The sequence below is a fragment of the Pectobacterium parmentieri genome (assembly GCF_001742145.1).
In the GTDB taxonomy this organism is placed as follows: Bacteria; Pseudomonadota; Gammaproteobacteria; order Enterobacterales; family Enterobacteriaceae; genus Pectobacterium; species Pectobacterium parmentieri.
Genome location: NZ_CP015749.1, coordinates 50,833 through 73,118 on the forward strand (window position 1 = coordinate 50,833; position 22,286 = coordinate 73,118).

Genomic DNA, 22,286 nt, shown 5'->3' on the forward strand with positions numbered 1-22,286 from the left:
GTGAAAGGGTGATCCGCACGCTGGCTGAACGCTATGGCATCGATAGCATCAATAGAATTAAACCGGGTATTGCTGAAGCGACCCGCGCGGTGTTGCGTCGGGTGCCGGATCATGTCCTGGTACAAACGATGGACGATCCTGATGTTGCGCTGTTGGTTTATCTTGCGAAGGAAAAGGGAATCACGATTACTGAAGTCGGCGATGAAATCGGTCAGTACCGCGCGGTGACCATTATCAAAAAGGTGCACTGATGAATAAAAGGCTTTCTCCCTGGAATTTAGGTGCGACGCTCTATATGCCCGCGACGCGTACCGATATCGCTGACGTTATTTTGACCGATAAAATTAGCGGACTGCGCTCTCTGGTTATTTGCCTTGAAGATGCCGTCGCCGAAAGTGATGTCCCTTTGGCGCTGTTACGGCTTCGTGAGCTTCTGACGACATTAGCACAGGCGAAACAGGCTAATGGAAAAGCCGACTGGCCGTTGGTTTTTGTTCGTCCGCGTGACGCTGAGATGGGGCGTTGGCTGGCACATGAGATGGACTTGAGTCCGCTGGATGGGCTGGTGTTACCCAAATTTACCCTAGCTTCTTTGCCACAGTGGTGGGAAGTGGTGCGGAACAGCGAGCTTTGCATGATGCCAACACTGGAAACTGAAGACGTTTTCGACGTGGTGCAGATGCGTGAGTTAGCAACGCAGCTACAGTCTCACCCCTGCCATGAGCGCATTATTGCCTTGCGTATTGGTGGAAACGATCTGATGAATGTGATCTCACTGCGGCGGTCACGCCACCTGACTCTATATGATGGGCCGATGGGATACGTGATCAAAATGTTGGTCTCGATATTTGCTGCACGGAATTTCGCGTTAACCGCGCCAGTCTGTGAGCATATTGATGAACATCACATCATGTCACGCGAGTTGGCGTTGGATATGGCGCACGGATTGGTCGGCAAAACGGCTATTCATCCCAATCAAATCGCTATCATTGAGCAGGCGCTGATGGTGTCTGCGGCTGATTATGCGGATGCGTTGCGTATTCTGAATTCCAGTCAGGCGGTCTTTAAATCTCAGGGGTCGATGTGCGAACCGGCCACGCATCGGCGCTGGGCATCTGGGATTTTGGATCGCGCGAAGGTCTACGGCATCGCATCAGAGCAAAATTTGGGGGCGCGCTTTATCGCGGCGACCCATAATCATTGAAGCGATCGGATCGATGATTAATCGGGTATACACCCTATTCTGGTTGGGGGGCGTTGCTCTATATTGCCTCTGGTTTATCTCACGTTGAAAATTTGTCTGTTAGAGTAAAAAGTGGTTAAAATTTTACTTAAGGATGCAGGAGAGAGCGTTTATCCGTTGTCACCTACATTGTCTGTCCACGCTCAGAAATGACGGCGATTAGCATGAGAGAGTCATCGAGAAAAATGTCAGTGAACACACTTATTTTTCAGCCCATACGATCGTTGTCTTGGAATATAGGGTGTGATTCTCTATGCAACTAAGCACCCGTCAGGTACGCGTTTTCCGTCTTGCCAATATTCTGGGGACGGGGAAGCACGTTGCCGCAACGCAGATCATCACTGCACTGGGTTGTTCGGAACCGACGTTGACTCGGGTACTGAAGGAGTTGAGAAGCGACTATGCTGCTGAGATAAAGTACAGCAAGTCTCTACACGCTTATCAGATGATCCAGCCCGGGCAGCTCGATAAAAAGACGTTACGTCATATGGCGCAGGCGCTCGCGTCCCATGCCGAATTGAAAGAAGAAGGAACGGTCAGCCGGGTCTTTCTGGATAAAGAAAAAAAGAAAGCCGTCTCCCTGTCCTTAAGAATGTCGGTGTTGCGTAAGATCGATACATTGGCACGCCTGAAAGACGTCACGCGTAGCGAAGCGGTGGAAATGCTGATCGATAAATGTGCTGATGAACTGATTCGTTCATCTTTACCCTCGCAAAAATAGCCAACGTCTCCCCCCTCTTTCCCACCAGCCTCCTGAACCGTATCCCATTAAATCCTTTCAACTTTGCGGGTTGATGTCGCGCATTTTTTGTTGAGATAACAACCAGAACGATTATGATGTCTCAATCATATTATGCATAAGATGAATGGATTGATGCTATGCGAAGACTACCTGTCTATTTATTGCTGGACACCTCTGGTTCAATGCACGGTGAGCCAATGGAAGCCGTCAAGAATGGGGTACAGACGTTAATCACGACGCTGCGCCAAGATCCCTACGCGCTGGAAACCGCTTATGTTTCCGTTATTACTTTTGATTCCTCTGCCCGTCAGGTTGTGCCGCTAACCGACCTGATTAATTTCAAATCCCCCGATCTGGTCGCGAATGGCACGACGGCTCTGGGTGAGGCGCTGTCGCTGGTCGCTCAGGCCATTGAACGTGAAGTCCAGAAAACCACGGCGGAAACGAAGGGTGACTGGCGTCCGTTGGTCTTCATCATGACCGATGGTGCGCCAACGGATGACTGGCGTAAAGGTGTCGCTGACTTTACGTCGGCGCGTACTGGTGTCGTTGTCGCCTGTGCCGCTGGACAAGTCGCAGAAACAAAGGTTTTACAGGAAATTACCGAAATCGTTCTACAGCTCGATACTGCGGATTCGAACGCTATCAAGGCGTTTTTCAAGTGGGTATCGGCGAGTATTTCAGTGGGAAGTCAAAAAGTGGAATCGGGTAAAAAAGAGGTTATCGGTCTTGACGATCTCCCCCCTCCGCCGCCAGAAGTGAATGTTGTGCTCTAATTCTATTATCAAAAACAAGGAGACTGTATGTCAGTCAGTTTGCGTAAAGGACAAAGTGTTAGCCTCAAGAAGAATGAATTTGATCTCTCCTCCGTCACCATCGGTCTGGGCTGGGACATTAGCGAAGAGAAAAAAGGCTTCCTGGGAGGAATATTTGGTAAGAAAACGGAAGATGAATATGATCTCGATGTTATCGCTTTCCTGTGCAATGCCGAAGGAAAAGTGGTTGATTTGGGACAGATAGAAGATGGCCGACCCACTTTGGATAACGGGGATGTGATCTTTTTCAATAACCAGCGGCACCACTCAGGTCAAATCTGGTTAACTGGCGACAACCGCACTGGAGCGGGGGATGGCGACGATGAGCAAATTATCGCTAACCTGAATACGCTGGATGCTAAATACGAAAAAATAGTTTTTATCGTCCAAATTTATAACGGCCAGGAACAGCAACAGCATTTTGGTAAAGTGAAGAACGCGTTTATTCGCGCTGTCGATGCCAATAATGTCGAAATGGCGCGTTTTGATCTGTCCGGCGGGCCTGCATTTAACCAACAATGCTCTATGGTCTTTGCCGAGCTGGTGCGTGAAGGCACGGGTTGGAAACTCAGCGCTATCGGTGAACCTTCCGAGTCAGATAGCTTTATTACGCATTTAAAGAGCTACCTGTAAATGAGACGGCTACCTGTTTATCTCTTGATTGATACTTCAGGCTCAATGCGCGGCGAGTCCATCCATGCGGTCAATGTGGGGATTCAGGCCATGCTAAGCGCACTGCGTCAGGATCCTTACGCACTAGAAAGCGTCCATATCTCGATCATCACCTACGACAATGACGCGCGAGAGTTTATCCCGTTGACGCCGCTGGAGGATTTCCAGTTTACCGATATTGTGGTGCCCAGTGCGGGTGGCACCTTTACGGGGGCGGCCCTTGAGTGTCTGATCCAGTCCGTCGATCGCGATATCAAACGTTCCGATGGCGATCAGAAAGGTGACTGGCGTCCTCTGGTATTCCTCATGACGGACGGTAGCCCCTCTGACGCCTACGCGTATGACGAAGCGGTGACCGAAGTCAAAAAACGTGCCTTCGGTTCGATCATTGCCTGTGCGGTTGGGCCGAAAGCCAAGCATGAACACCTTAAGAAGCTGACCAATCAAGTGGTGGCGTTAGAAACGCTGGACTCGACAGCGTTTGCCGGTTTCTTTAAATGGGTTTCTGCAAGTGTCGCATCCGGTAGCACTAGCTCCGGCGTCACGGCGGGTCAGGATAACCTACCGCCACCGCCTCCCGAAATACAGTTGGTTCTGTGACGTCAAGGCAGGGCTCCCGACAGGGAACCTTGCCTTTTATTTTTGCGGTAAGCGATCCCATTCAAACTCATAGAAGCGCTTGTCGCGAAAGTTATTCGTTTAATAAAGGTGTCTGTTATGAGACGACTACCCGTTTTCTTTGTTCTCGACTGCTCGGAGTCGATGATCGGGGATAATCTGAAGAAAATGAATGATGGCCTACAGGCTATCGTTAGTGATTTGAAAAAAGATCCTCATGCCCTCGAAACAGCCTGGATTTCCGTCATCGCTTTCGCCGGTGTGGCGCAAACCATCGTTCCCTTGGTGGAGGTGGTATCGTTCTATCCACCGCGTCTGCCGTTAGGCGGTGGCACCAGCCTTGGCGCTGCGCTGCGGGAATTGACTAAACAGATCGATGAACAGGTAAGAAAGACGACGCAAGAGCGTAAAGGTGACTGGAAACCGGTGGTCTATCTGCTGACTGATGGTCGCCCGACGGATGATACCGCATCGGAAATCACTCGTTGGAAACAGCACTACGCTAATAAGGTCAACCTGATCGCGATTGGCCTGGGAGCCTCTGCCGATCTGAATACATTGCGCCAACTCACCGAAAATGTATTGCTGTTTACTGAGGCGCAAGAAGGGGATTTCACCCGCTTTATCAAATGGATCACCGCGTCTGTCACTGCCCATAGCCGTAGCGTCGGGGAAGATGCGCCACCGCTGTTGTCGAATAATGAGTCTATTGTCCGGTTGGCTAAGGATGAGGTCGCGCGGGCGTATGATGAGAACTGTGTCATTCTGGTTGGTCGCTGCAATAAATCGCGCCGCCCCTACCTGATGAAGTATGAGCGCCCCAACGTTAACCTATCGTCCCTCAATTTTAAGCTCAATATCAACGGATTTAATCTGGCAGGCTGTTTCCCGATAGATGAAGATTATTTTGCCTGGAGTGATGCCAGAGCCTCTGCGCTGCAAGTCAATACGAGCGAATTACACGGCGCGCCGGGTTGCCCCCACTGCGGTAATGCCAGTGCTTTTGCGATGTGTTCCTGCGGAAAACTGCTGTGCATCAACGGGCCAGAAACTGTGATATGCCCTTGGTGCAATCATAACATTAGCTTTAGTGAAAACGGCGGCGTGGATGATTTCGATGTCAATCGCGGGAGAGGCTAATGGATATTGATGTCCGTCTGGATCTCCAGATCTTCGCGCTGATTTTGCAGCAGGCAGGAAAAACGCTTTCCGAGGCTGACGTTAACACGTGGGGAGATGATGCTGAGCTGAGAGAACTGTTAGACAAACTGCGTGAACAGGTAATGCTCAAGGCGGAAGGTATTGCGCCGCCTCTTCCTATTATAGAAAGCGGTGACTCGACAGAAAGTAGCGACACGATAGAAAGTAGTTGCCCTACTGAACACGATGATTCTACAGGAAATAATGACTCACAGAACGGGTCTGGCTCTGTGGAGGCAACAGCGGACGCTGTCGTTGCGCCGCAGGATGCCGTGGCGGCATTACCGGATATGATCGCGGCATCGGGACAGGATGACGCTATTCAGCCTGAGATAGCTGCGCCAGAGACAGTAGCGCCACTGTCAGTCAGCGGTGCTGAACCTGTGGAACAGGAGAACGCGGAAAAAGCACAATGGGAAGCGATGTCGTTTGCGGAGTTGAATGCCGCACAAGGTCGCCCAGCCACGGTAAATGCGCTAAAACCGGGGCAAGTTCCCACGCCGAGCTTGAGTCATAAGGCTCCTCCAGCGGCGGTGAGTCTGCCACAGGTAAAAATTAATATCGCGAATGCCCGCGTCGGTACACCTTTTAACTCACCCATTGAGATTAGCCTTGATAACGGAATGAGGCCTGATGTGCAGGAGGTGGTGTTTAGCGAAGCGATCGGGTTGCATTTCGACCGTGAGACCACGGCATTGGTTGGGATCCCGACACTGAGTGGTGATTGGGACATCGCTGTCCACTGGTCATGCGGAACCGCGACGGTGGGCGTCACCAAGGTACTCTTGATCGTGAATCCCGATCCGCGCAGCCTATGGAAAATCATCGATCCTCCCGCAGACGATCGTTATTTTAAAACGAATATGGCGCAACAGGCGATCCGGCAGCCGGGTGTTAACATCGCTGCCGCCAGCCGCCGAGGACGTTCGCACGAACATGTCGGTACGTTTCGTGATGACGACTATTTTATCGCGCACGATAATGACAGCGGTTGGAGCGTCCTGTTGGTTGCTGATGGTGCCGGGAGCGCGAAAAATTCTCGGCAGGGGTCGCGGTTAGTTACGGAGGTGGTTGGTGACTATTTAGCGCGGCAACTGGCGGGGGAATTGGCGTCAGGGTTAAAGCGTGCGATCGCCGATTGGACGCCGGAAGATCAGCGGGAGGTCGGCACCTTCTTTGTCAGCCAATTTCATAAGGCTGCACAGCTTGCGGTGCATAAGATCCACGGCGAAGCGCTGGAAACGAATGAAAGCATCAAATCTTACTCCACCACGTTGTTAGCGACGGTTGCGTTACGCACGGATGATGGGGTGTTTGCCGCGTCGTTCTGGTTAGGAGACGGAGCTATCGCCGCCTATGGCCCAACGGGGAAAGTCCGTCTATTAGGCATGCCGGATAGTGGTGAATACGCTGGGCAAACCCGCTTTTTGGATCAGGATGCCGTACAGGACACCCAGTTTAGTAAGCGCGTTATTATTGGTAAATGGAGCGAGATCTCGCACCTGATCCTGATGACCGACGGGGTATCCGATCCGTATTTTGAAACGGATAACGGGCTACAAAACGCGGCAAAATGGGATGCACTGATTGCCGACATTGCCCCTTGTTTGAATGACAGCGAACAGGCAGCAGAACGGTTGACTGAGTGGCTAAACTTTTTCTCGCCCGGAAACCATGATGACCGGACGATTGTCGTGGCATGGTGAGTCTCAGAAATGGATTGCTGGTGATAATAAATGGCTAATATTATTAGTTGTACCACCCGAGAGGGCGAGCGTGTCCAGTACGTTGACGAAGTCATCGGTTCGGGCTCGATGAAGGATGTCTATTTCTCTCCTGACAAGACCTACGTGGTCGCTTTCTATAAAAAACCACAGAATGAGCAGGCGAAAGAGCGAATTGCGATGATCACCGGTCGCTATCGGCAAAGTATTTTTGAGCAGGCGGGTGGTGAGTATTGGCAAGACCTGTTCTGCTGGCCGACCAGTGTGGTTGAGCACGAGGGGCGAATCGGTATTGTGGTGCCAACCTACCAGAGCCACTTTTTCTTTAAGTATGGTTCCAAGAATAATGATTTTCTTGGCATCAAAGGGCGAGAGAAAGAAGGAAAATGGTTCGCCAGTGCGAATAACCAGAACAAATTTCTCGATCCGCGTGAGCGCGGTAACCTGCTGAATTACCTAAAAGTCTGCCTGCTATTGACTCGGGCAGTGCGTCGTATGCACGCCGCCGGTCTGTGCCACAGCGATCTCAGTTATAAGAACGTGCTGGTTGATCCCGAAGCGGGTCATGCCTGTGTGATCGATATTGATGGTCTGGTGGTGCCGGGGAAATATCCGCCGGATGTCGTGGGTACGCCGGACTTTATTGCGCCCGAAGTGGTGAAAACGACTCATCTGGCGAAAGAAGATGCCAATCGGATTTTGCCTAGCATCAGTACCGATCGTCATGCGTTAGCCGTATTGAATTACATGTATCTGTTTTACCGGCACCCGCTACGGGGCGGTAAAATTCATGATATGGATGATGAGATGCGGGACGAAGCGCTGTCTATGGGGGAAAGGGCGCTGTTTATCGAACATCCGACAGACCGCAGCAATGCGGTTAAGCTCAACCAAGTCAGCCCGTCATCCTTGCCGTGGGCAGATACGGATAAGATCCCCTATACCATTCTGGGACCTTATCTTACGCCTCTGTTTGAGAAAGCATTTATTACCGGTTTGCATGAGCCAACCCAACGTCCGACGGCGGATGAGTGGGAAACCGCACTGGTGAAAACGGTCGATCTTATCCAGCCGTGCCAGAACTCGGCGTGTGAACAGGAATGGTATGTCTTTTCGGGTAAGACCCAGCCCTCATGCCCTTATTGCGGTACGCCGTATAAAGGCAAGCTGCCGATACTCAACCTGTATTCTTCGCGTAAAACAGGGAGCTATCGCCCTGACGATCACCGGCTGATGGTCTGGAACGGCCAGTCGCTGTATGCCTGGCATGTCAATCGCCTGATTGCCCCAAATGAGCGCACGACGCCAGAACAGAAGAAACGTGTGGGTTATTTTGTCTTTCATAATGACCAATGGTGGCTGGTGAATGAAGGTATTGAGGAGTTGATGTCGTTACCCGATAAACAGAAGGTCGCCATCGGGGATAAACTAGCGTTGACGGACGGTGCACAGTTTGTCCTTTCCACCCAAGAGGGGGGAAGGCTCGTGGTGGTACAACTGGTATCCAATTAACGTCCGACTGTACCAACAGAGCGCATAACATCAAGGGCAGCATCTGGCGGGACGTTTCCCGGCATCGCTGCCCTTGTCTATTTATCTTGGTCATCCGGCGTTAGCAGGCGCGGGGGTTACTTCATGCTGGCGGCGAGGGTATCAACGTTGTGTTTAAACGCGGTCGTATAGGTCGCTGCCGGGCCGGATGCATCGGTCAGGGCTTCCGGGTACAGTTCACCGCCCGGTTGTGCGCCGCTGGCATTGGCGATTTGCTTCACCAGACGTCCATCGGTCTGGTTCTCAATGAAGTAGCTTTTCACCTTCTCTTGCTTGATTTGCTTAATCAGCGAGGCCACTTTTTTGCTGCTGGCTTCAGATTCGGTAGAGTAACCTACCGGTGACAGGAACTTCACGCCGTAGGCCTGGCTGAAGTAGCCAAACGCGTCATGGCTGGTCAACACCTTGCGTTTTTCTGGCGAAATAGCGGCAAAGGTTTTCTTCGCGTAACGATCCAGCTCCTGTAGCTGCGTGATGTAGGCTTCGCCCTGCTGGCGATAGTAATCGGCATTGGCAGGATCGGCTTTTGCCAGCGCGTTGACGATGTTGTGCGCATAGATCACGCCGTTGCTCATGCTGTTCCAGGCATGTGGATCGGTTTCCGTTTTGCCGTCTTCCACCATTGAGCGTGTTTCAATCCCGTTGGAGGCGGTAATAACGTCGCCATGATAGCCAGATGCGGTGACCAGACGATCGAGCCAGCCTTCCAGCCCCAGCCCGTTAACGAAAACCAGATCGGCGCTAGCCAACGTTTTGCTGTCTTTTGGTGACGGTTCAAACTCATGTGGATCGCCATTCGGTTTCACCAGGTCGGTCACGGTAACGCGATCGCCGCCGATGTGGCTGACCATATCGCCAAGTACGGAAAAGCTGGCAACAACATCAAGATTCTTTGCCATCGCCAGTGGGCTAAGCAGCAGGCCGGATAATGCGATAGCTAATAGTGAACGTTTCATTTTTCCCTCACAGAAAATTACAGGTAACGAAATTTATCGGTCAACGACGCAGGCGTAGCAGCCCACCGTGGTGACCAACACAGACGGAGAAACAGAAAAACAGCGTCATCGTCAGGATGATGGCGGGGCCAGCAGGCAACTCGGCATAGTAAGACCACAGCAGCCCGATCAGGCTGGCAACCATTCCTTGCAGTACTGCGATGCCGAGCATGATGGGCAGGTGCTGTGTCCAAAACCGTGCGCTGGCGGCTGGCAGCATCATCATGCCGACCGTCATCAGCGTGCCTAGCAGTTGGAATCCTGCGACCAGATTGAGCACCACCAGTGACAGAAACAGGCCGTGGATTAGCGCCCGATAGCGGCCTGAACTGATGCGCAGGAAGGTTACGTCAAATGATTCAATCACCAGCGCCCGATAGATCACCGCCAGTACCAGCAAGGAGGCGGAACCGATCAGTGCAATGTCGATCAATGCAGCGCGATCCACCGCCAGAATCGATCCGAACAGCACATGCAGTAGATCGATGCTGGAGCCGCGCAGCGAAACCAGCGTGACGCCAAGCGCCAGCGAACCGAGGTAAAATCCGGCAAAGCTGGCATCCTCTTTTAATTCTGTGTGGCGGGTGACGAAGCCAGAAAGCATGGCGACCGACAGCCCGGCAATAAAGCCGCCAATGCCCATCGCCAGCAGTGACATCCCTGAGATGAGGTAGCCGATTGCCACGCCGGGTAACACCGCATGCGACAGCGCATCGCCAATCAGGCTCATTCGCCGCAACAGCAGGAAACAGCCCAGCGGCGCGGCGCTTAACGTGAGTACCAGACAGCCGACCAGCGCACGGCGCATAAAACCGAATTCGGCAAAAGGAGAAGTAATGAGGTGAAATAGCATCATGGCGTGACGATCCTGAGCGTTGGCGTATCACTTTCTGCCTTGCGCAGGCTATATAATATGGGGTGGGCATCTCCCCAGCGATGGCCGCTCTGGGTGAGTTGCAAGACAGTTGGAAAGTGCTGCCCAACCAGTTCCAAATCGTGCAACACGGTAAGGATGGTTCTGCCTTCGGCGTGAAGTTGCTCGATAATCTGCAAGAGTGCCTGCGTGGTGTGGCTATCGACGCCGGTAAAAGGCTCATCCAGCAGAATGATCGGAGCCTGTGTCAACAGCAACCGCGCAAAGAGCACGCGCTGTAGCTGCCCGCCGGACAGGATGCCAATATGCCGATCGGCGAAATCTGCCATCGAGACAGCGTCGAGGGCATCAATGGCTTTGCGGTGCCAGTTGGCGTTAATACTCCGTAACAATCCGCGATGGGGCAGTGAACCCATCAGCACCAGATCGCGCACGTTAATAGGGAACTGCCGATCGAATTCGGAGAGCTGTGGCAGATAGCCGATAGCATTTTCTTTACCACCAGTACCGAGGCTGAACGTGCCGTAAAGCGGCGACAGCAGGCCTGCCAGCGTTTTCAGCAGTGTGGATTTCCCCGTGCCGTTCGCGCCAATAATCGCCGTCAGCGATCCTTGGTGAAAACAGCCGCTGAGCGTCGCGAGTGGCGGTTGGCCACGGTAGCCAAAGGCCAATTCCTGTAGGGCAATCATGGCAACATCACCGCCCACCCGACTAATAGCCATAACAGTGATAGCAGCAGGGAAACCAGTAACACGCGCTTCAGCGCGGAGAGAGAGTAAAAACTTGTCATTATCATCGGTAAAAGGCTAAGTTGTTATATTATAACATACCGATTTTTATCGATGATGGTAGAGGGTATAGGTAAGAAAGTATGTAAGGCGATTGAGTTTGGTTTGGGGGAATATTTCGTGCGCCATTCTGCTGACAAAACCCAGCTAACTTATATTGTTCACGGCATAATTTCCGCCAAAAAGCCGGGGTTCATAGGGGGCTGGCGTAGCCCCCTATGTCGGGCGCGTGCTGCGACGTAGCATGAAGATAACGGTGTTTGAAGCGCACGAAACCACCTCTAGCTCTACATAACCCATGTGACTAAAAGCCAATTCCATGAACACATTACACCGCTGATAAATTCCCCTGCATATCAACCACAAAGCGAGTCGCTGGCTCATCGTTGATATATCCCGCGAGGATTTTTAGCATCAGGCCGAAGCGGTATTGCAGGCTTTCCGGTGGTAGCGTAGCCGTTGGCGTGTAGGCAGCGAGCAGTGCGCGATACTGTTTCACTCGCGCTGCCGGAATATCTTGCCAGGCGAGATCGCTGCCGTTGCGCAGGCAATACCAGTCGGTCACCAGCGTGAGCAGAGAAATATCCTGTAACCCATCGCTGCCTGCTACCGCGCTCGGTTTACGCTGGTCGGCATCAGGCAGCGCGTTGGCGCTGATCGGCTCTTTTTGCTGCGCAATCCACAGCAGATCGGCACAGTTCAGCGTGTTGATGAGAGGAGATAGATCCTCCGGCCAGTCTTTTACCAGAAAACGCTGGCGTACCAGCAGCGCCAGATGGTGGTGCAGGAAGTCGTAATAATCGCGGCTTTTCAGTATGTCACCCAGCGGTTCGCCGGTGCGATCCAATTCTTTCTGATAAAACGGGAACAGATGGTTGAACTGCGGCACGTTGCGTAGGACCAGCGTATCAATATCGACTCGGTCATTATGCAGCGTCGCCAGCTTCATCGCAGGTGGGTAGGCGGCCAGTGACGGCACCGCCACATTCACCAGCGTCCCCTGTGAACCGCGATACACGCCCGTGTCGTTGACGTGCAGATGACCGCTGAAATGCAGACGGATGCCTGCCGCCAGTGCCTGTTCGGCAACCTCTGGCTTCGGCGTACGCTTGATGAAGCTGTTGCTGCCGAACAGTTGTTTTTCATCCTCTACCGTGCCGTCGAGGAAATCGACCAGCGGATAGTGCGAGAACACCAGCAGCTTCTTATTCTGCGCTTTCGCCCGCTGTACCACCGATTTCACCCACGGCAGCATGAACGGTTTCTCGATCAGCAAGGCATTCCAGCCGGTGTTGCTGCTGGTGGAGTAGCCTTCAATCCCTTCACGTTTCTCCGGGCCGTCTTTGACCTGATACACGTTGGCATCGATGGAAAGTAGCCACAGCCCCGCTTCCGGCTCCACCAAATAGGAGGCATCGACGATGTTCCACTGTTTGCTACCATCCGGTGAACGGGCGAGATACTGACGTTTATTGAGTTCGTCGCTGTCGCCAAACGGCGTTTCCCAGTGCAGGAAGTCATCGCGTTTAAAGAAACCAAACGGTTTCATCAGCGGCAGGCCGCGTTCATAGCCGAGTGCCTGCATCTTGGCTGTAACGATTAGCGATTGTGCGCCGCCCAGTTTAACGCCGGGTTTACTGCTCAGCAGCGTGCTGGTGCCGTCGGCGTTGAGCATTCTTTCCCACGAGTCATCCCCTTGTGGACGGTTGACATCATGGTTGCCCGGTGTGGCGAAGAAGCGCATCCCGTGACGCTGTTCGTACTGCGTCAGGATGGCGGCGATGCCTTCAACGGTAGGTTGTTGGCCGTCATCAGAATAATCGCCGGACAGCACTACGTATTTCACCTGCTGTTTTGCCAGTTCGTCCAGCGCAGCCAGCAGCGCAAAGTAGGGCTCGTTGAAGATGCGGGTCGAATTCACCGAATCTTTCAGGGTGCGAATGGTCAGCTTCTTTCCGGTCTGCGCATCGGGCAGGCCGTCAAAATCGTAGTTGCCGTAGATATTGTGGACGTGGACATCCGAAATAATGGCAATGCGCAGCGGCCCGGCGGGCGCGGTCGTGTCGGCGTTAGCATGAAAAAAGCCGCCAGCCAGCGTAATGGCGCTGCCTGCGCCGAGCTTGACGAAAGTTCTGCGAGTGAGTGATGTCATTGATGTCTCCGGCATTATTTATAACGGATGGCTGTATAGCGCATAATCATGACAGGCAATCAATCGTGCGCCGTCGAGTGCATCGCCCATTGGAACGGTGAGTTGGGATTGCCACTCGTCCGGCAGCCAAGGCCGGATATGCAGGCCAATACTGCCCATGAGCGATAAGCGAGGTGGGGCGTGGCGCGCCACGGCGGCCAACAGCAGGCTGATGTCGCTGGCCGTCCGCGTCAGCAGCGCGTTGGAAACGGCATCGCCCTGCTGAGCGCAGTCAAATACGCGACGGGCGAACTGTGCATAGTCGCCCGGTTTCGCCTGCGGGCTAAATGCCCGTAGCGCGTCAAGCGTGTTCGCGGCCTGCTCTGCGCAGGCGGAAAAGAAATCGTCGATGCTTTGGCTGAGCGTAGACGGCGCGCACCAGCCTTGCATTACATCGTAGGTGTGTTGCAGCGCTGCTAGCCCAAGGCGTGCGCCGCTGCCCTGATCGGAGATCGGGAACTCATGGCCGCCGTAGGCGGTAATTGTCTGGCTCTGCCACGCCAGCCCGCAGGAGCCGGTTCCGGCAATGACTACGCCCGCGTCTTTCCCCTGATTGACGGCCAGACAGGCACCGAGCGCATCGGTATTAAGCACCTGAGTGGCATAAGGATGAGGTAATGCCAGAAACGCCTCGTAGGCGGTGCGATGCTCCGCGCTCGCGAGTGCCAGTCCGACTTTCAGCCTGGGTACGTCATCCGGTGACAGCCCGCTGTGTTTCAGCGCCTGCGCGATGGCATCGTCTACCGACTGGCGCACGCTCTCCACGCCGAGCAGCAGATTGGCGCGACCGCCGTGTCCTTGTCCGAGCGGTGTACCATCTGCCTGATAAATACGCGCCCGACAGCCTGTGCCGCCGCCATCCACACCCGCATAGAGCCATGTCGTCATGATGCGCTCGCTCCTGAATCCAGATAAGGAAGACAGGCCACCGCCAGATCGCCGCTGAGGCTGACGATTTCAGCCTCTGAGGCTGGCAGGCTGTTGAGCAGCAGGATTAACTCGCTGGCGCAGCGTGTCAGCAACTGCTCCGCCAGTGCATCCTGCGGGTGTACCAGCACAACATGCCCAAGCGTGGCGTAATCGTTGGCCTGCGCCTGCTTTGACCAGTCGATCACCCGATCAACATGGTTATCGAAGTGTTGAAACAGCGCTTCACTGAGTGGCGTAAGCGGGGTGATGCCCTCAACGGCCTGAAGCATTTCCTGCACCGCCCACAGCCCCAGCCGCGAGAGGCTGGCCGGATTACCTATGGGGAAACTGTCGCCGCTGCGACAGGTCAGGATCCCGTCATGCCAGTGTAGCAGCCGGGTAAAACCGCCCGTGACGAGAAGATAGCGGTTTTGTCCCGGCCAGCGCTGTTCGCACAATGTGCTTTCCCACGAGCGATCAAAGGGACGATCGCCATCGATGTCGATCTCCCTCAGTTGCCATTTCACGGTGCGCTTTTCCGCTGTTGTTGATTGGTCGCAATCGTTTCGTTGAGGCGCTTCACATCGTTTGACGTCAGGCGCAGATACTCATCAAACGACACTTGATCGTTCAGATATTGCGTAAAGCGCGTCAGGATGATGGGGTACAGCTCGTTCGCCCCCAGGCTTTCCATGCGCTCCCAGTCAAAGACGTAAGACGGGATCTTTTTGATCTCTTCGCGTGCGGTATTCAGGCCGTCGATCACATGCTTATCTTTAGTCTGGTAGTGCAGATCGGTAATATCCGCGCCGACGATGATATTGAAGTGCTCGGCGATCTCACGCTGCAACGGCTCGCTGCCCAGCCACTCCATGAACTCGGCCACTTCCTGCGGGTGTTTGGTGGTGGTGAACGGCATGATGAAGGTCGCTCCGCCCATCGAAATACACTTCTCTTTGCAAGGCGCTGGCAGCACTTTCCAGTCAAAACCATCGCCGATCTGTTTACTGAACTGGTTCAACAGCCAGTTGCCGGAGAAGTAGGTCACGATGTTGCCGTTCACGAAATCGTCCGCCATGCTCTTATACTGGCCGCCGCCCGCTGCGCCCCACATTTCGCGTGGGAACACGCCTTCATCCGACCAGCGTTTCAGATCCTTAATCCACTGCTGTGCAGCCGCATCTGGGAAGTTGATTAGCCCATCTTTATCGTAACGTGCGCCGTAAGAGTAAGCCGGGCCGGAGAAGCGGAAACCGCTGCGGTCGATGGTAAAGGGAATATGCACGCCGGTCTTTTCCGCGACCAGCTTCGAGGCTTTCATCAAATCATCAATCGTGTAGCCCGGCTGCGGCAGGGGAACGCCCGCCTGTTCAAATAGCGTCACGTTAACGAACGGGAGATCGGCGGTCCAGGACGCGACAAAACCCGGCAGCGCATCGGCTTTATGCACGCCTTTAACGCGCATGACCTTTTCGATACCCGTGCTATAGCGTTTCTCGAATGCGGCAGGATCTTTCAGGTAGGGACGCAAATCCAGCGTATAGCCGAGCAGCCCCATCTGCGTGGTTTTGGCAATATCGGGGCCTAAGCCTGCCGCTAGTTGCATCGGCAACTGTGTTTGCAGCGCGTTATAGCCCGTGCTGACGAAATTCACATCGATGCGTTCATTACTTTGGGAGAAGGATTTAACTTTCTGCTCCATGAAATGCACTAATTCGGGATCGTCGTCACTATATAAAAATGTTATTTGCGTTTTGGCGGCTAACGCGCTGCTGCTGAATAACCCCAGCGTAAGAGCGGAAAAAAATAACGCGGTGTTGGGACGCATCATAAACATCTCCACATCATAGGTTTGATTAATGGCTGAAATACCCTGGCGTTGCCTGCGAGGTTATTTTTATTCCTGTGATTTATTCTCTGTCCTAATTAATGCAAATTTGCATTAACCTGTCATTTTCATCATGCAATCATGGACAGAAGCCCGACTGATTTATGTGAGGCAGATTAAAGATATTTTAAATGTTGGTTTAAATAAAGTATTTTTGTGATATTAATCACATATATAAATATGAGAATCTTATTTATTAATGCGAAATGTCAATAAATGAATGCAAAAGACAATTTAATGCAAATTTGCATTGTGGTTGCGAGTTGATGGTGCAGGGAATCAACTGTTGCCCTAAATATTGGCAGCGTGTGCACAGTGAAGGTGCAAATAAATTTAGTCATACGTTTTCGTTATTTTATTCGTCAAAACCGTAAACAGGATTCCGTATGAATATCGGTTGGAAATTAAAGAAGAACGGCGTCATTAATCGGTTTCTGATTACCGAACTGACGGAAAAACGTTATTTCGCCGAGCCGGATACGCTGGCTGATAAGGTGAATTACCGCTTTATCAACGGTTTTGTCGATGTTGGTGTTTTACCCTGCCGCGTGCGTTTTTTGCAGGAAGAAGCAAAGCGTGAGGTGACGTTGCCTGAAGATCTTCATTTCCCGCTGATGTGGAGCGGCGGCGATGAAAGCCGCAGTGTGAATTTCAGTGATTTCTGGCCGTGTCCGGTTCATGTTCAGCGCTTTTCTCGCTGTGTTATCCACAGCGACAGTGCGCAGGCGGCGCCGTTTACCCTCAGCACCTGCGGCGGTATTACGCTGTGGCTGAACGGCGAGCCGATTACTCGCTTTACGCCCTTTACCCGTAATACTGAACAAACCTGTGACATCATGCTGCCGCTGCAAGCGGGGGCGAACACGCTGGTCGTGCATAGCGAAGAACTGTGCGAGCGTGATACCGATTATCTATTCAGCCTGTGCTATCAGGGGGAAGACACGCTCTTCTGGCAGCTTGATGACGATGCGGCACTTAGCGAACAACTGACCGAACTGGATAGCTGGGTTAACGGGCTGACGTTGGAAAATAACCTGATCCAACCGCCCGTGCTGGTGCTGAACAGCACGCAGCCGCTGCCGGAATCCGTGACGATGGCGCACCGTCTGATTGGCAACGTCAACGAATCTGTCCCCGTATGGCAGCAGAAACAAACGCTGCCTGCGGGCAATCTGGGCTGGCAGGTGGATTTACCCGCCGTTCTGGTCGGTTACTACGATCTGGTCTGCGCCGCGACCTGTAACGGCATTACGCTGACGCGCACCCTGAGCTTTGGACGCCTGCCATCGCAGACGATGCCTGCGTTACCGACGCTGGCTGCGCGGCGTGAAGCGGTGTTGCGCCATACTGCGCGGCACGGTTTTGAGCGCCTCGGACGGCTGTTGGCGATTGTCGCGACGGGCGAGGGCAGCGATGCCGCTACGCCGATTCTCAACAGCGCGCTGCAAAAAATCAGCCGCCGTGAAGACTGCGCGGATTTCCAACTGGTGCCGCTGATTTGGCTGTGGCAGCGCTATCAGGGGCAACAACTGCCACCGCAGGACTGGCGGCGCGTGCGCAGCGCCATTCTTGGCTTCCGCTACTGGATTGATGAACCGGGCAACGACACCATGTGGTTTTGGAGTGAGAACCACTGCCTGTGTTTCCACGTCGCGCAATATCTGGCCGGACAAAACTTCCCTGATGACACTTTCCCGTGCAGCGGCCGCCGTGGTCTGGAGCAAAAGGCGATTGCTCATGAGCGCCTGACGCGCTGGTTTGATTCCATTCTGGAACACGGGCTGGTGGAGTGGAACTCGGCGGCCTATTACCCCATCGATCTGATTGGGCTGGTGGCGCTGTACGAACTGGCGCAGGACGCCGATCTGCGCGAGAAATCTCGCGTGGTGATTGACCGCATCATGCTGATGACGGCGTGGGTGCATCAGAATGGCGTCGCGGTTGGCACCATGGGACGTGCCTACGATAAAGAGCTGCGTTCCGGCATGTTGACCGAACTGTCCGGCCTGTGTGCGCTGATGTGGGGCGAGGGCTGGCTGATTCCGCACTGTGCCGCGCTGCCGCTGCTGTGCCTGAGCGACTATCAGCCGCCGGAAACGACGGATCGGGTTGCGCACTGGTCACTGCCACACGGCGCAGAAGCCCGCTGGGTGCAGGGGCTGAACCGTAGTGCCCGCATTATTGCCTGGAAGCAGCGCGATGTCGCCTTTTCTTCGGTTTTCGACCATCACCCCGGCGAGCCTGGACACCAACAGCATCTGTTGGATGTGCGGCTAGGCACGCATTATGCCGCCCGTCTGTGGGTAAACCACCCCGGTGAGGATCGTCCTGACGGTGTGCATCGACCTTCGTACTGGACGGGTAACGGGCGCTTGCCACACCTGATGCAATACCGTAATCGCGCGCTGATGGTGTTCGATCTGCAACAGGATGTCCGCCCGTGGACGCACCTCTATTTGCCACAAACCGCGCTGGATGACGTCATCGTTGAAGACGTTTGGTGCTTTGTACGCGGCGGCAACGGCTATGCCGCTTTCCATAATCCCGCCGGATTACAGCCATTTGCGACCGCAGGCCAGCAGGCGGAAGGTGAACTGCGGGCGTATGGCGAACAGAACGTGTGGTTCGTTGCTGTGGACAGCGGCGACGGTGCGGAAGGATTCGCCGCGTTTGCTGCCCGCTTCCGGGGGCGCTCTTTGGTTCAGGATAGCAACGGCGTGTGTATTGACGATCCCGATTACGGAGAACTGGCCTTTAGCCACAAAACAGGGTTCAGCGTAGCCCAGCAGCCGTTCGTTTTTCCCGACGATGTCCCGGTCGTCCCGCAGTTCAACACAGGAAACCCATGACATGCAGACAGGCTCACTTAACCGACAACAAACCGAAGCGCTGTTAGCGCAGGTAGCGCGGGCGTTTTGCCGCCTGAAAGCGATTGATAGCGTAACGCAGGACGACGCACCGGACGCTGGGCTAACGATTCAATTTGAAGAGTGGGATTGGGAAGTTGGTGTCGGGTTGTACGGTTTCTGGAAGCTGGCGCATCTGACGCAGGACGACACCATGCTGACGACGCTGGCGAACTGGTATCAACAAAAGCTGGATGCTGGGTTGCCGCCGCGTCAGATCAACTCGACGGCACCGATGCTGGTGCTGGCGCTGCTGTGTCAGGACAAACCGGATGCGCCCGCGCAGTGGCGTGAAACCGTGAGCAACTGGGCGGACTGGCTGCTGCACTCGCTGCCGAAAACCGAAGACGGCGGCTTCCAGCATACGGTGAAAGAACGGCCGAATACCGGGCAATTGTGGGACGACACGCTGTTTATGGCCGGTCTGTTTCTGGTGGTCGCAGGGAAACTGCTTTCCCGTCGTGATCTGATCGAAGAGGCGGAATATCAGCTCGTCACGCACGCGCGCTATCTGGCCGACGTGCGCAGCGGGCTGTGGTATCACGGCTGGACGTTCGTCGGCCGCCATCACTATGCCAATGCGTTTTGGGGGCGCGGCAACGCGTGGATCACGCTGGTGCTGCCGGAAATGCGGGTGCTGGCGGAGGATCAACTGTCCGCGCCGGTATTGCGCACGCTGGAAGCGATTCTGGAACAGCAAACGGCAACGCTGGCGCGTGTCCAGCACGATTCTGGCCTGTGGCACACACTGCTGGATGACCCGGATTCACCGCTGGAAACCTCCGCCAGTGCCGGATTCATCGCTGGCATCCTGACAGCGAGGCGGCTGGGGATGCTGCACGATTTCCCGCAGGACGTGCTGGAAAAAGGCTATGCCGCCGTGGTGGCGCAGATTGACGCACAGGGTGTAGTGCAAGGTGTCTCGGACGGCACGGCGATGGGGCATGATTTGCAGTTCTATCGCGATATTCCCAATGTTGCCGTGCCTTACGGGCAGGCGCTGGTGATGCTGATGTTATTGGCACAGTTAGATTCTGTTTGCGAGGGCTGACAATGGCGAGTCTGGAACTGAAAAACGTCCACAAAAATTATGGTGCGGTGAACATCATCAAAGGCGTGGACTTAACGATTCATGACGGCGAGTTCATGGTCTTTGTCGGCCCGTCGGGCTGTGGAAAATCCACGCTGCTGCGCATGATTGCCGGGCTGGAAGAGATCAGCAGCGGCGAGTTGCTGATCGACAACCGCAAGGTGAACGATCTCACGCCAGCCGAGCGCAAGATTGCGATGGTATTCCAGTCTTACGCGCTCTATCCGCACCTTTCGGTGCGCAAGAACCTCGCGTTCGGGCTGGAGAATTTGCACTTCCCCAAAGACGAAATCATCCGTCGTATTGATGAAGCGGCCCGTATGCTGGGGCTGGAACCCTATCTGGATCGCCGACCGCGTGCGCTGTCGGGTGGACAGCAGCAGCGCGTGGCCATTGGCCGTGCGATTGTGCGTGAACCTGACCTGTTCCTGTTTGACGAACCGCTCTCCAATCTCGATGCCAAGCTGCGCGTGCAGACGCGTGGCGAGCTGTCTCGCCTGCATCAGAAACTGCGCACCACCATGATTTACGTGACTCACGATCAGGTGGAAGCGATGACAATGGCGCAGCGCATTGTGGTGCTGAATGCGGGTCGGATCGAGCAGGTTGGCACGCCGCTGGAGCTGTTCAATCGGCCGAAAAATAAGTTTGTCGCGGGCTTCATCGGCTCACCGCGCATGAATATGTTCCCGGCGCAGATCGTCGCCACCGGTGCCGACGGCGTCGAGGTGCAGTGTCCTTCCGGCAATCGTCTGGTGCTGCCGTTTATCGGCACCGTCGGGCAGAACGTCACGCTCGGGATTCGTCCTTCACACTGTGAGCTGGTGGAGGAGGGGGAGGGGATCGCGCTGTGCGTCGATCGCTGCGAGATGATGGGGCATGAAACCTTTATCTACGGGCGAATGGGCGGTATTGACGATGAGATGATCGTCCATCTGGCGCAGCACCGCGAGTTCGCTGCGGGTGAGTCGGTGTTCGTGCGCTTCCCGCCGACGTATTGCCATCTGTTCGACGGCAAAACGGATGACACATTGCCGCGTGGTAGCGAGCATTAATTATCGCGACGGGAGAGGACGACATGAAAAAGATTGCCTTACTGCCCGCAGGATCGCTGATCGATAAGCTGGTGACGCCAGTAGAGAAAGCGGTGAATCTGCTACAAAAATTCGGTGGCCGCAAAGTGATGCCGTGGTTTTTTATCGCGCCTAACATGCTGCTGTTCGCCGTTTTTGTCTTTATTCCGATTCTGCTGGCGGTGTGCTACGCCTTTACCGGTGGCACCAATATTCTGCTGTGGGAACGTCCTTACGTCGGCGTGGATAACTTCTCCACGCTGCTGAGCTGCGGCAATTACGCCGAGCCATCGAGCTGTGAACAGGATCTGTTCTGGACTGGCGTCTACAACACCGTGTCGTTCACCTTTTTCAACGTGCTCTGCACGCTGCTGGTGGCGCTGGTGACGGCACTGATCCTTAACCGCAAGATTATCGCGCGGGGGTTTTTCCGTGCGATGTTCTTCTATCCGGTGCTGCTGTCGCCGGTGGTGGTTGGCCTGATCTGGCAGTGGTTCCTTAACCGTAACGGCCTGCTGAATCTGGTGCTGTCGTCGCTGGGCGGGCAGCCGATTACCTTCCTGCTCGACCCGACGCTGTCGCGTTTCTGGGTGGTGTTTGTCTCCGTCTGGTTTCACGTCGGGTTTTATACTCTGATCCTGCTGGCGGGATTGCAGGCGATCCCGCGTGATATCTATGAAGCGGCGGCGGTGGACGGTACCTCGCGTTGGCGTGGTTTTTATCGGCTGACGTTACCGCTGCTGGCACCGAACATTCTGGTGGTGGTGATTCTGCTGACCATCAACAGCGTGCAGATCTTCGATGAAGCCTGGGTGTTAACCAACGGTGGCGGCCCCGGCACGGCCAACAGCTTTATTGTGCAGTACATCTACCAGACCGCCTTCTCGTCAAATGCATCGCTCTACGGGCTGGCCTCGGCAGCCTCGGTGCTGATGGGCGTAGTGCTGATGATCCTGACGGCGTTGCAGTTCCTGCTGACGCGTCGGCTGGAAGGGAAAAAATAACGG

At 54.4% G+C, this 22,286-nt stretch carries 19 protein-coding genes and 1 pseudogene; 13 read left to right on the forward strand and 7 right to left on the reverse strand.

Features of this window, described 5'->3' with window-relative positions:
* Positions 1-38: 38 nt before the first annotated feature.
* From A8F97_RS25085 to A8F97_RS00255, 9 genes and pseudogenes are all read left to right on the forward strand, one after another.
* Positions 39-251 (forward strand): annotated as a pseudogene (locus A8F97_RS25085) (RNA-binding protein); the annotation flags it as partial.
* Positions 251-1,204, forward strand: a complete 954-nt coding sequence (locus A8F97_RS00220; protein ID WP_033072126.1) for an HpcH/HpaI aldolase/citrate lyase family protein — start codon at positions 251-253, stop codon at positions 1,202-1,204. The pseudogene A8F97_RS25085 and the gene A8F97_RS00220, both read left to right, overlap by 1 nt.
* A gap of 292 nt (positions 1,205-1,496) precedes the next feature.
* The gene (locus A8F97_RS00225; protein WP_014701338.1) at positions 1,497-1,964 is read left to right on the forward strand and encodes a hypothetical protein; all 468 of its coding nucleotides are present in this window, start codon (positions 1,497-1,499) and stop codon (positions 1,962-1,964) included.
* Between the two features lie 158 nt (positions 1,965-2,122).
* Complete coding sequence (locus A8F97_RS00230) at positions 2,123-2,761, forward strand: vWA domain-containing protein (RefSeq protein WP_005975037.1); 639 nt, start codon at positions 2,123-2,125, stop codon at positions 2,759-2,761.
* Between the two features lie 27 nt (positions 2,762-2,788).
* The gene (locus tag A8F97_RS00235) at positions 2,789-3,433 is read left to right on the forward strand and encodes a TerD family protein (protein WP_025919382.1); all 645 of its coding nucleotides are present in this window, start codon (positions 2,789-2,791) and stop codon (positions 3,431-3,433) included.
* The gene (locus tag A8F97_RS00240; RefSeq protein ID WP_005975031.1) at positions 3,434-4,072 is read left to right on the forward strand and encodes a vWA domain-containing protein; all 639 of its coding nucleotides are present in this window, start codon (positions 3,434-3,436) and stop codon (positions 4,070-4,072) included.
* Between the two features lie 117 nt (positions 4,073-4,189).
* Positions 4,190-5,230 carry a TerY-C metal binding domain-containing protein gene (locus A8F97_RS00245; RefSeq protein WP_014701336.1) on the forward strand — a complete coding sequence of 347 codons (1,041 nt, stop codon included), beginning with the start codon at positions 4,190-4,192 and terminating at the stop codon, positions 5,228-5,230.
* Complete coding sequence (locus A8F97_RS00250; RefSeq protein WP_033072125.1) at positions 5,230-6,996, forward strand: PP2C family serine/threonine-protein phosphatase; 1,767 nt, start codon at positions 5,230-5,232, stop codon at positions 6,994-6,996. Before A8F97_RS00245 ends, A8F97_RS00250 begins: the two co-directional genes overlap by 1 nt.
* A gap of 30 nt (positions 6,997-7,026) precedes the next feature.
* A complete protein-coding gene (locus A8F97_RS00255) occupies positions 7,027-8,526 on the forward strand; it encodes a helix-hairpin-helix domain-containing protein (RefSeq protein WP_014701334.1) in 1,500 nt (499 codons plus the stop codon).
* Between the two features lie 116 nt (positions 8,527-8,642).
* Here A8F97_RS00255 and A8F97_RS00260 read toward each other — a convergent pair whose 3' ends face one another.
* The 7 genes from A8F97_RS00260 to A8F97_RS00295 form a co-directional block, all read right to left on the reverse strand.
* Positions 8,643-9,521: a metal ABC transporter substrate-binding protein gene (locus A8F97_RS00260; RefSeq protein ID WP_014701333.1), complete on the reverse strand. Its 879-nt coding sequence runs from the start codon at positions 9,519-9,521 to the stop codon at positions 8,643-8,645.
* 40 nt (positions 9,522-9,561) lie between these two features.
* Entirely contained in the window at positions 9,562-10,416 is an 855-nt protein-coding gene (locus A8F97_RS00265; protein WP_033072124.1) for a metal ABC transporter permease, read from the reverse strand.
* On the reverse strand, positions 10,413-11,123 hold the full coding sequence (locus tag A8F97_RS00270) for a metal ABC transporter ATP-binding protein (protein ID WP_033072279.1): 711 nt from the start codon (positions 11,121-11,123) through the stop codon (positions 10,413-10,415). The genes A8F97_RS00265 and A8F97_RS00270 overlap by 4 nt, the downstream gene beginning before the upstream one ends.
* Positions 11,124-11,550: 427 nt before the next feature.
* A complete protein-coding gene (locus A8F97_RS00280) occupies positions 11,551-13,374 on the reverse strand; it encodes a metallophosphoesterase (RefSeq protein WP_033072122.1) in 1,824 nt (607 codons plus the stop codon).
* 18 nt (positions 13,375-13,392) lie between these two features.
* Positions 13,393-14,301, reverse strand: coding sequence for a glucosamine kinase nucleotide-binding domain-containing protein (locus A8F97_RS00285; RefSeq protein WP_015731187.1), 909 nt, complete (start codon positions 14,299-14,301; stop codon positions 13,393-13,395).
* Positions 14,298-14,849, reverse strand: coding sequence for an N-acetylglucosamine kinase (locus A8F97_RS00290; RefSeq protein WP_014701328.1), 552 nt, complete (start codon positions 14,847-14,849; stop codon positions 14,298-14,300). Before A8F97_RS00290 ends, A8F97_RS00285 begins: the two co-directional genes overlap by 4 nt.
* Positions 14,846-16,153 carry an ABC transporter substrate-binding protein gene (locus tag A8F97_RS00295; RefSeq protein WP_014701327.1) on the reverse strand — a complete coding sequence of 436 codons (1,308 nt, stop codon included), beginning with the start codon at positions 16,151-16,153 and terminating at the stop codon, positions 14,846-14,848. Before A8F97_RS00295 ends, A8F97_RS00290 begins: the two co-directional genes overlap by 4 nt.
* 443 nt (positions 16,154-16,596) lie before the next feature.
* Here A8F97_RS00295 and A8F97_RS00300 point away from each other — a divergent pair, with 443 nt between their 5' ends.
* Genes A8F97_RS00300 through A8F97_RS00315 form a run of 4 tightly spaced genes read left to right on the forward strand, consistent with a single transcriptional unit; the run spans position 16,597 to position 22,283 of the window.
* Positions 16,597-19,059 carry a hypothetical protein gene (locus tag A8F97_RS00300; protein ID WP_033072121.1) on the forward strand — a complete coding sequence of 821 codons (2,463 nt, stop codon included), beginning with the start codon at positions 16,597-16,599 and terminating at the stop codon, positions 19,057-19,059.
* Position 19,060: 1 nt separating this feature from the next.
* Positions 19,061-20,167 (forward strand): beta-galactosidase BglB, encoded by a 1,107-nt coding sequence (bglB, locus tag A8F97_RS00305; RefSeq protein ID WP_014701325.1) that lies wholly within the window; start codon positions 19,061-19,063, stop codon positions 20,165-20,167.
* 2 nt (positions 20,168-20,169) lie between these two features.
* Entirely contained in the window at positions 20,170-21,261 is a 1,092-nt protein-coding gene (locus tag A8F97_RS00310; RefSeq protein WP_033072120.1) for an ABC transporter ATP-binding protein, read from the forward strand.
* A 23-nt stretch (positions 21,262-21,284) separates the two neighbouring features.
* Positions 21,285-22,283: a carbohydrate ABC transporter permease gene (locus A8F97_RS00315; protein WP_014701323.1), complete on the forward strand. Its 999-nt coding sequence runs from the start codon at positions 21,285-21,287 to the stop codon at positions 22,281-22,283.
* The last annotated feature ends 3 nt before the right edge of the window (positions 22,284-22,286 follow it).

What these genes read in the sequence shown, in the direction of transcription:
- A8F97_RS00220 (WP_033072126.1), top strand. Translation starts at nt 251, where the DNA reads ATGAATAAAAGGCTTTCTCCCTGGAATTTAGGTGCGACGCTCTATATG.
- A8F97_RS00225 (WP_014701338.1), top strand. Translation starts at nt 1,497, where the DNA reads ATGCAACTAAGCACCCGTCAGGTACGCGTTTTCCGTCTTGCCAATATT.
- A8F97_RS00230 (WP_005975037.1), top strand. Translation starts at nt 2,123, where the DNA reads ATGCGAAGACTACCTGTCTATTTATTGCTGGACACCTCTGGTTCAATG.
- A8F97_RS00235 (WP_025919382.1), top strand. Translation starts at nt 2,789, where the DNA reads ATGTCAGTCAGTTTGCGTAAAGGACAAAGTGTTAGCCTCAAGAAGAAT.
- A8F97_RS00240 (WP_005975031.1), top strand. Translation starts at nt 3,434, where the DNA reads ATGAGACGGCTACCTGTTTATCTCTTGATTGATACTTCAGGCTCAATG.
- A8F97_RS00245 (WP_014701336.1), top strand. Translation starts at nt 4,190, where the DNA reads ATGAGACGACTACCCGTTTTCTTTGTTCTCGACTGCTCGGAGTCGATG.
- A8F97_RS00250 (WP_033072125.1), top strand. Translation starts at nt 5,230, where the DNA reads ATGGATATTGATGTCCGTCTGGATCTCCAGATCTTCGCGCTGATTTTG.
- A8F97_RS00255 (WP_014701334.1), top strand. Translation starts at nt 7,027, where the DNA reads ATGGCTAATATTATTAGTTGTACCACCCGAGAGGGCGAGCGTGTCCAG.
- A8F97_RS00260 (WP_014701333.1), bottom strand. Translation starts at nt 9,521, where the DNA reads ATGAAACGTTCACTATTAGCTATCGCATTATCCGGCCTGCTGCTTAGC.
- A8F97_RS00265 (WP_033072124.1), bottom strand. Translation starts at nt 10,416, where the DNA reads ATGATGCTATTTCACCTCATTACTTCTCCTTTTGCCGAATTCGGTTTT.
- A8F97_RS00270 (WP_033072279.1), bottom strand. Translation starts at nt 11,123, where the DNA reads ATGATTGCCCTACAGGAATTGGCCTTTGGCTACCGTGGCCAACCGCCA.
- A8F97_RS00280 (WP_033072122.1), bottom strand. Translation starts at nt 13,374, where the DNA reads ATGACATCACTCACTCGCAGAACTTTCGTCAAGCTCGGCGCAGGCAGC.
- A8F97_RS00285 (WP_015731187.1), bottom strand. Translation starts at nt 14,301, where the DNA reads ATGACGACATGGCTCTATGCGGGTGTGGATGGCGGCGGCACAGGCTGT.
- A8F97_RS00295 (WP_014701327.1), bottom strand. Translation starts at nt 16,153, where the DNA reads ATGATGCGTCCCAACACCGCGTTATTTTTTTCCGCTCTTACGCTGGGG.
- A8F97_RS00300 (WP_033072121.1), top strand. Translation starts at nt 16,597, where the DNA reads ATGAATATCGGTTGGAAATTAAAGAAGAACGGCGTCATTAATCGGTTT.
- bglB (WP_014701325.1), top strand. Translation starts at nt 19,061, where the DNA reads ATGCAGACAGGCTCACTTAACCGACAACAAACCGAAGCGCTGTTAGCG.
- A8F97_RS00310 (WP_033072120.1), top strand. Translation starts at nt 20,170, where the DNA reads ATGGCGAGTCTGGAACTGAAAAACGTCCACAAAAATTATGGTGCGGTG.
- A8F97_RS00315 (WP_014701323.1), top strand. Translation starts at nt 21,285, where the DNA reads ATGAAAAAGATTGCCTTACTGCCCGCAGGATCGCTGATCGATAAGCTG.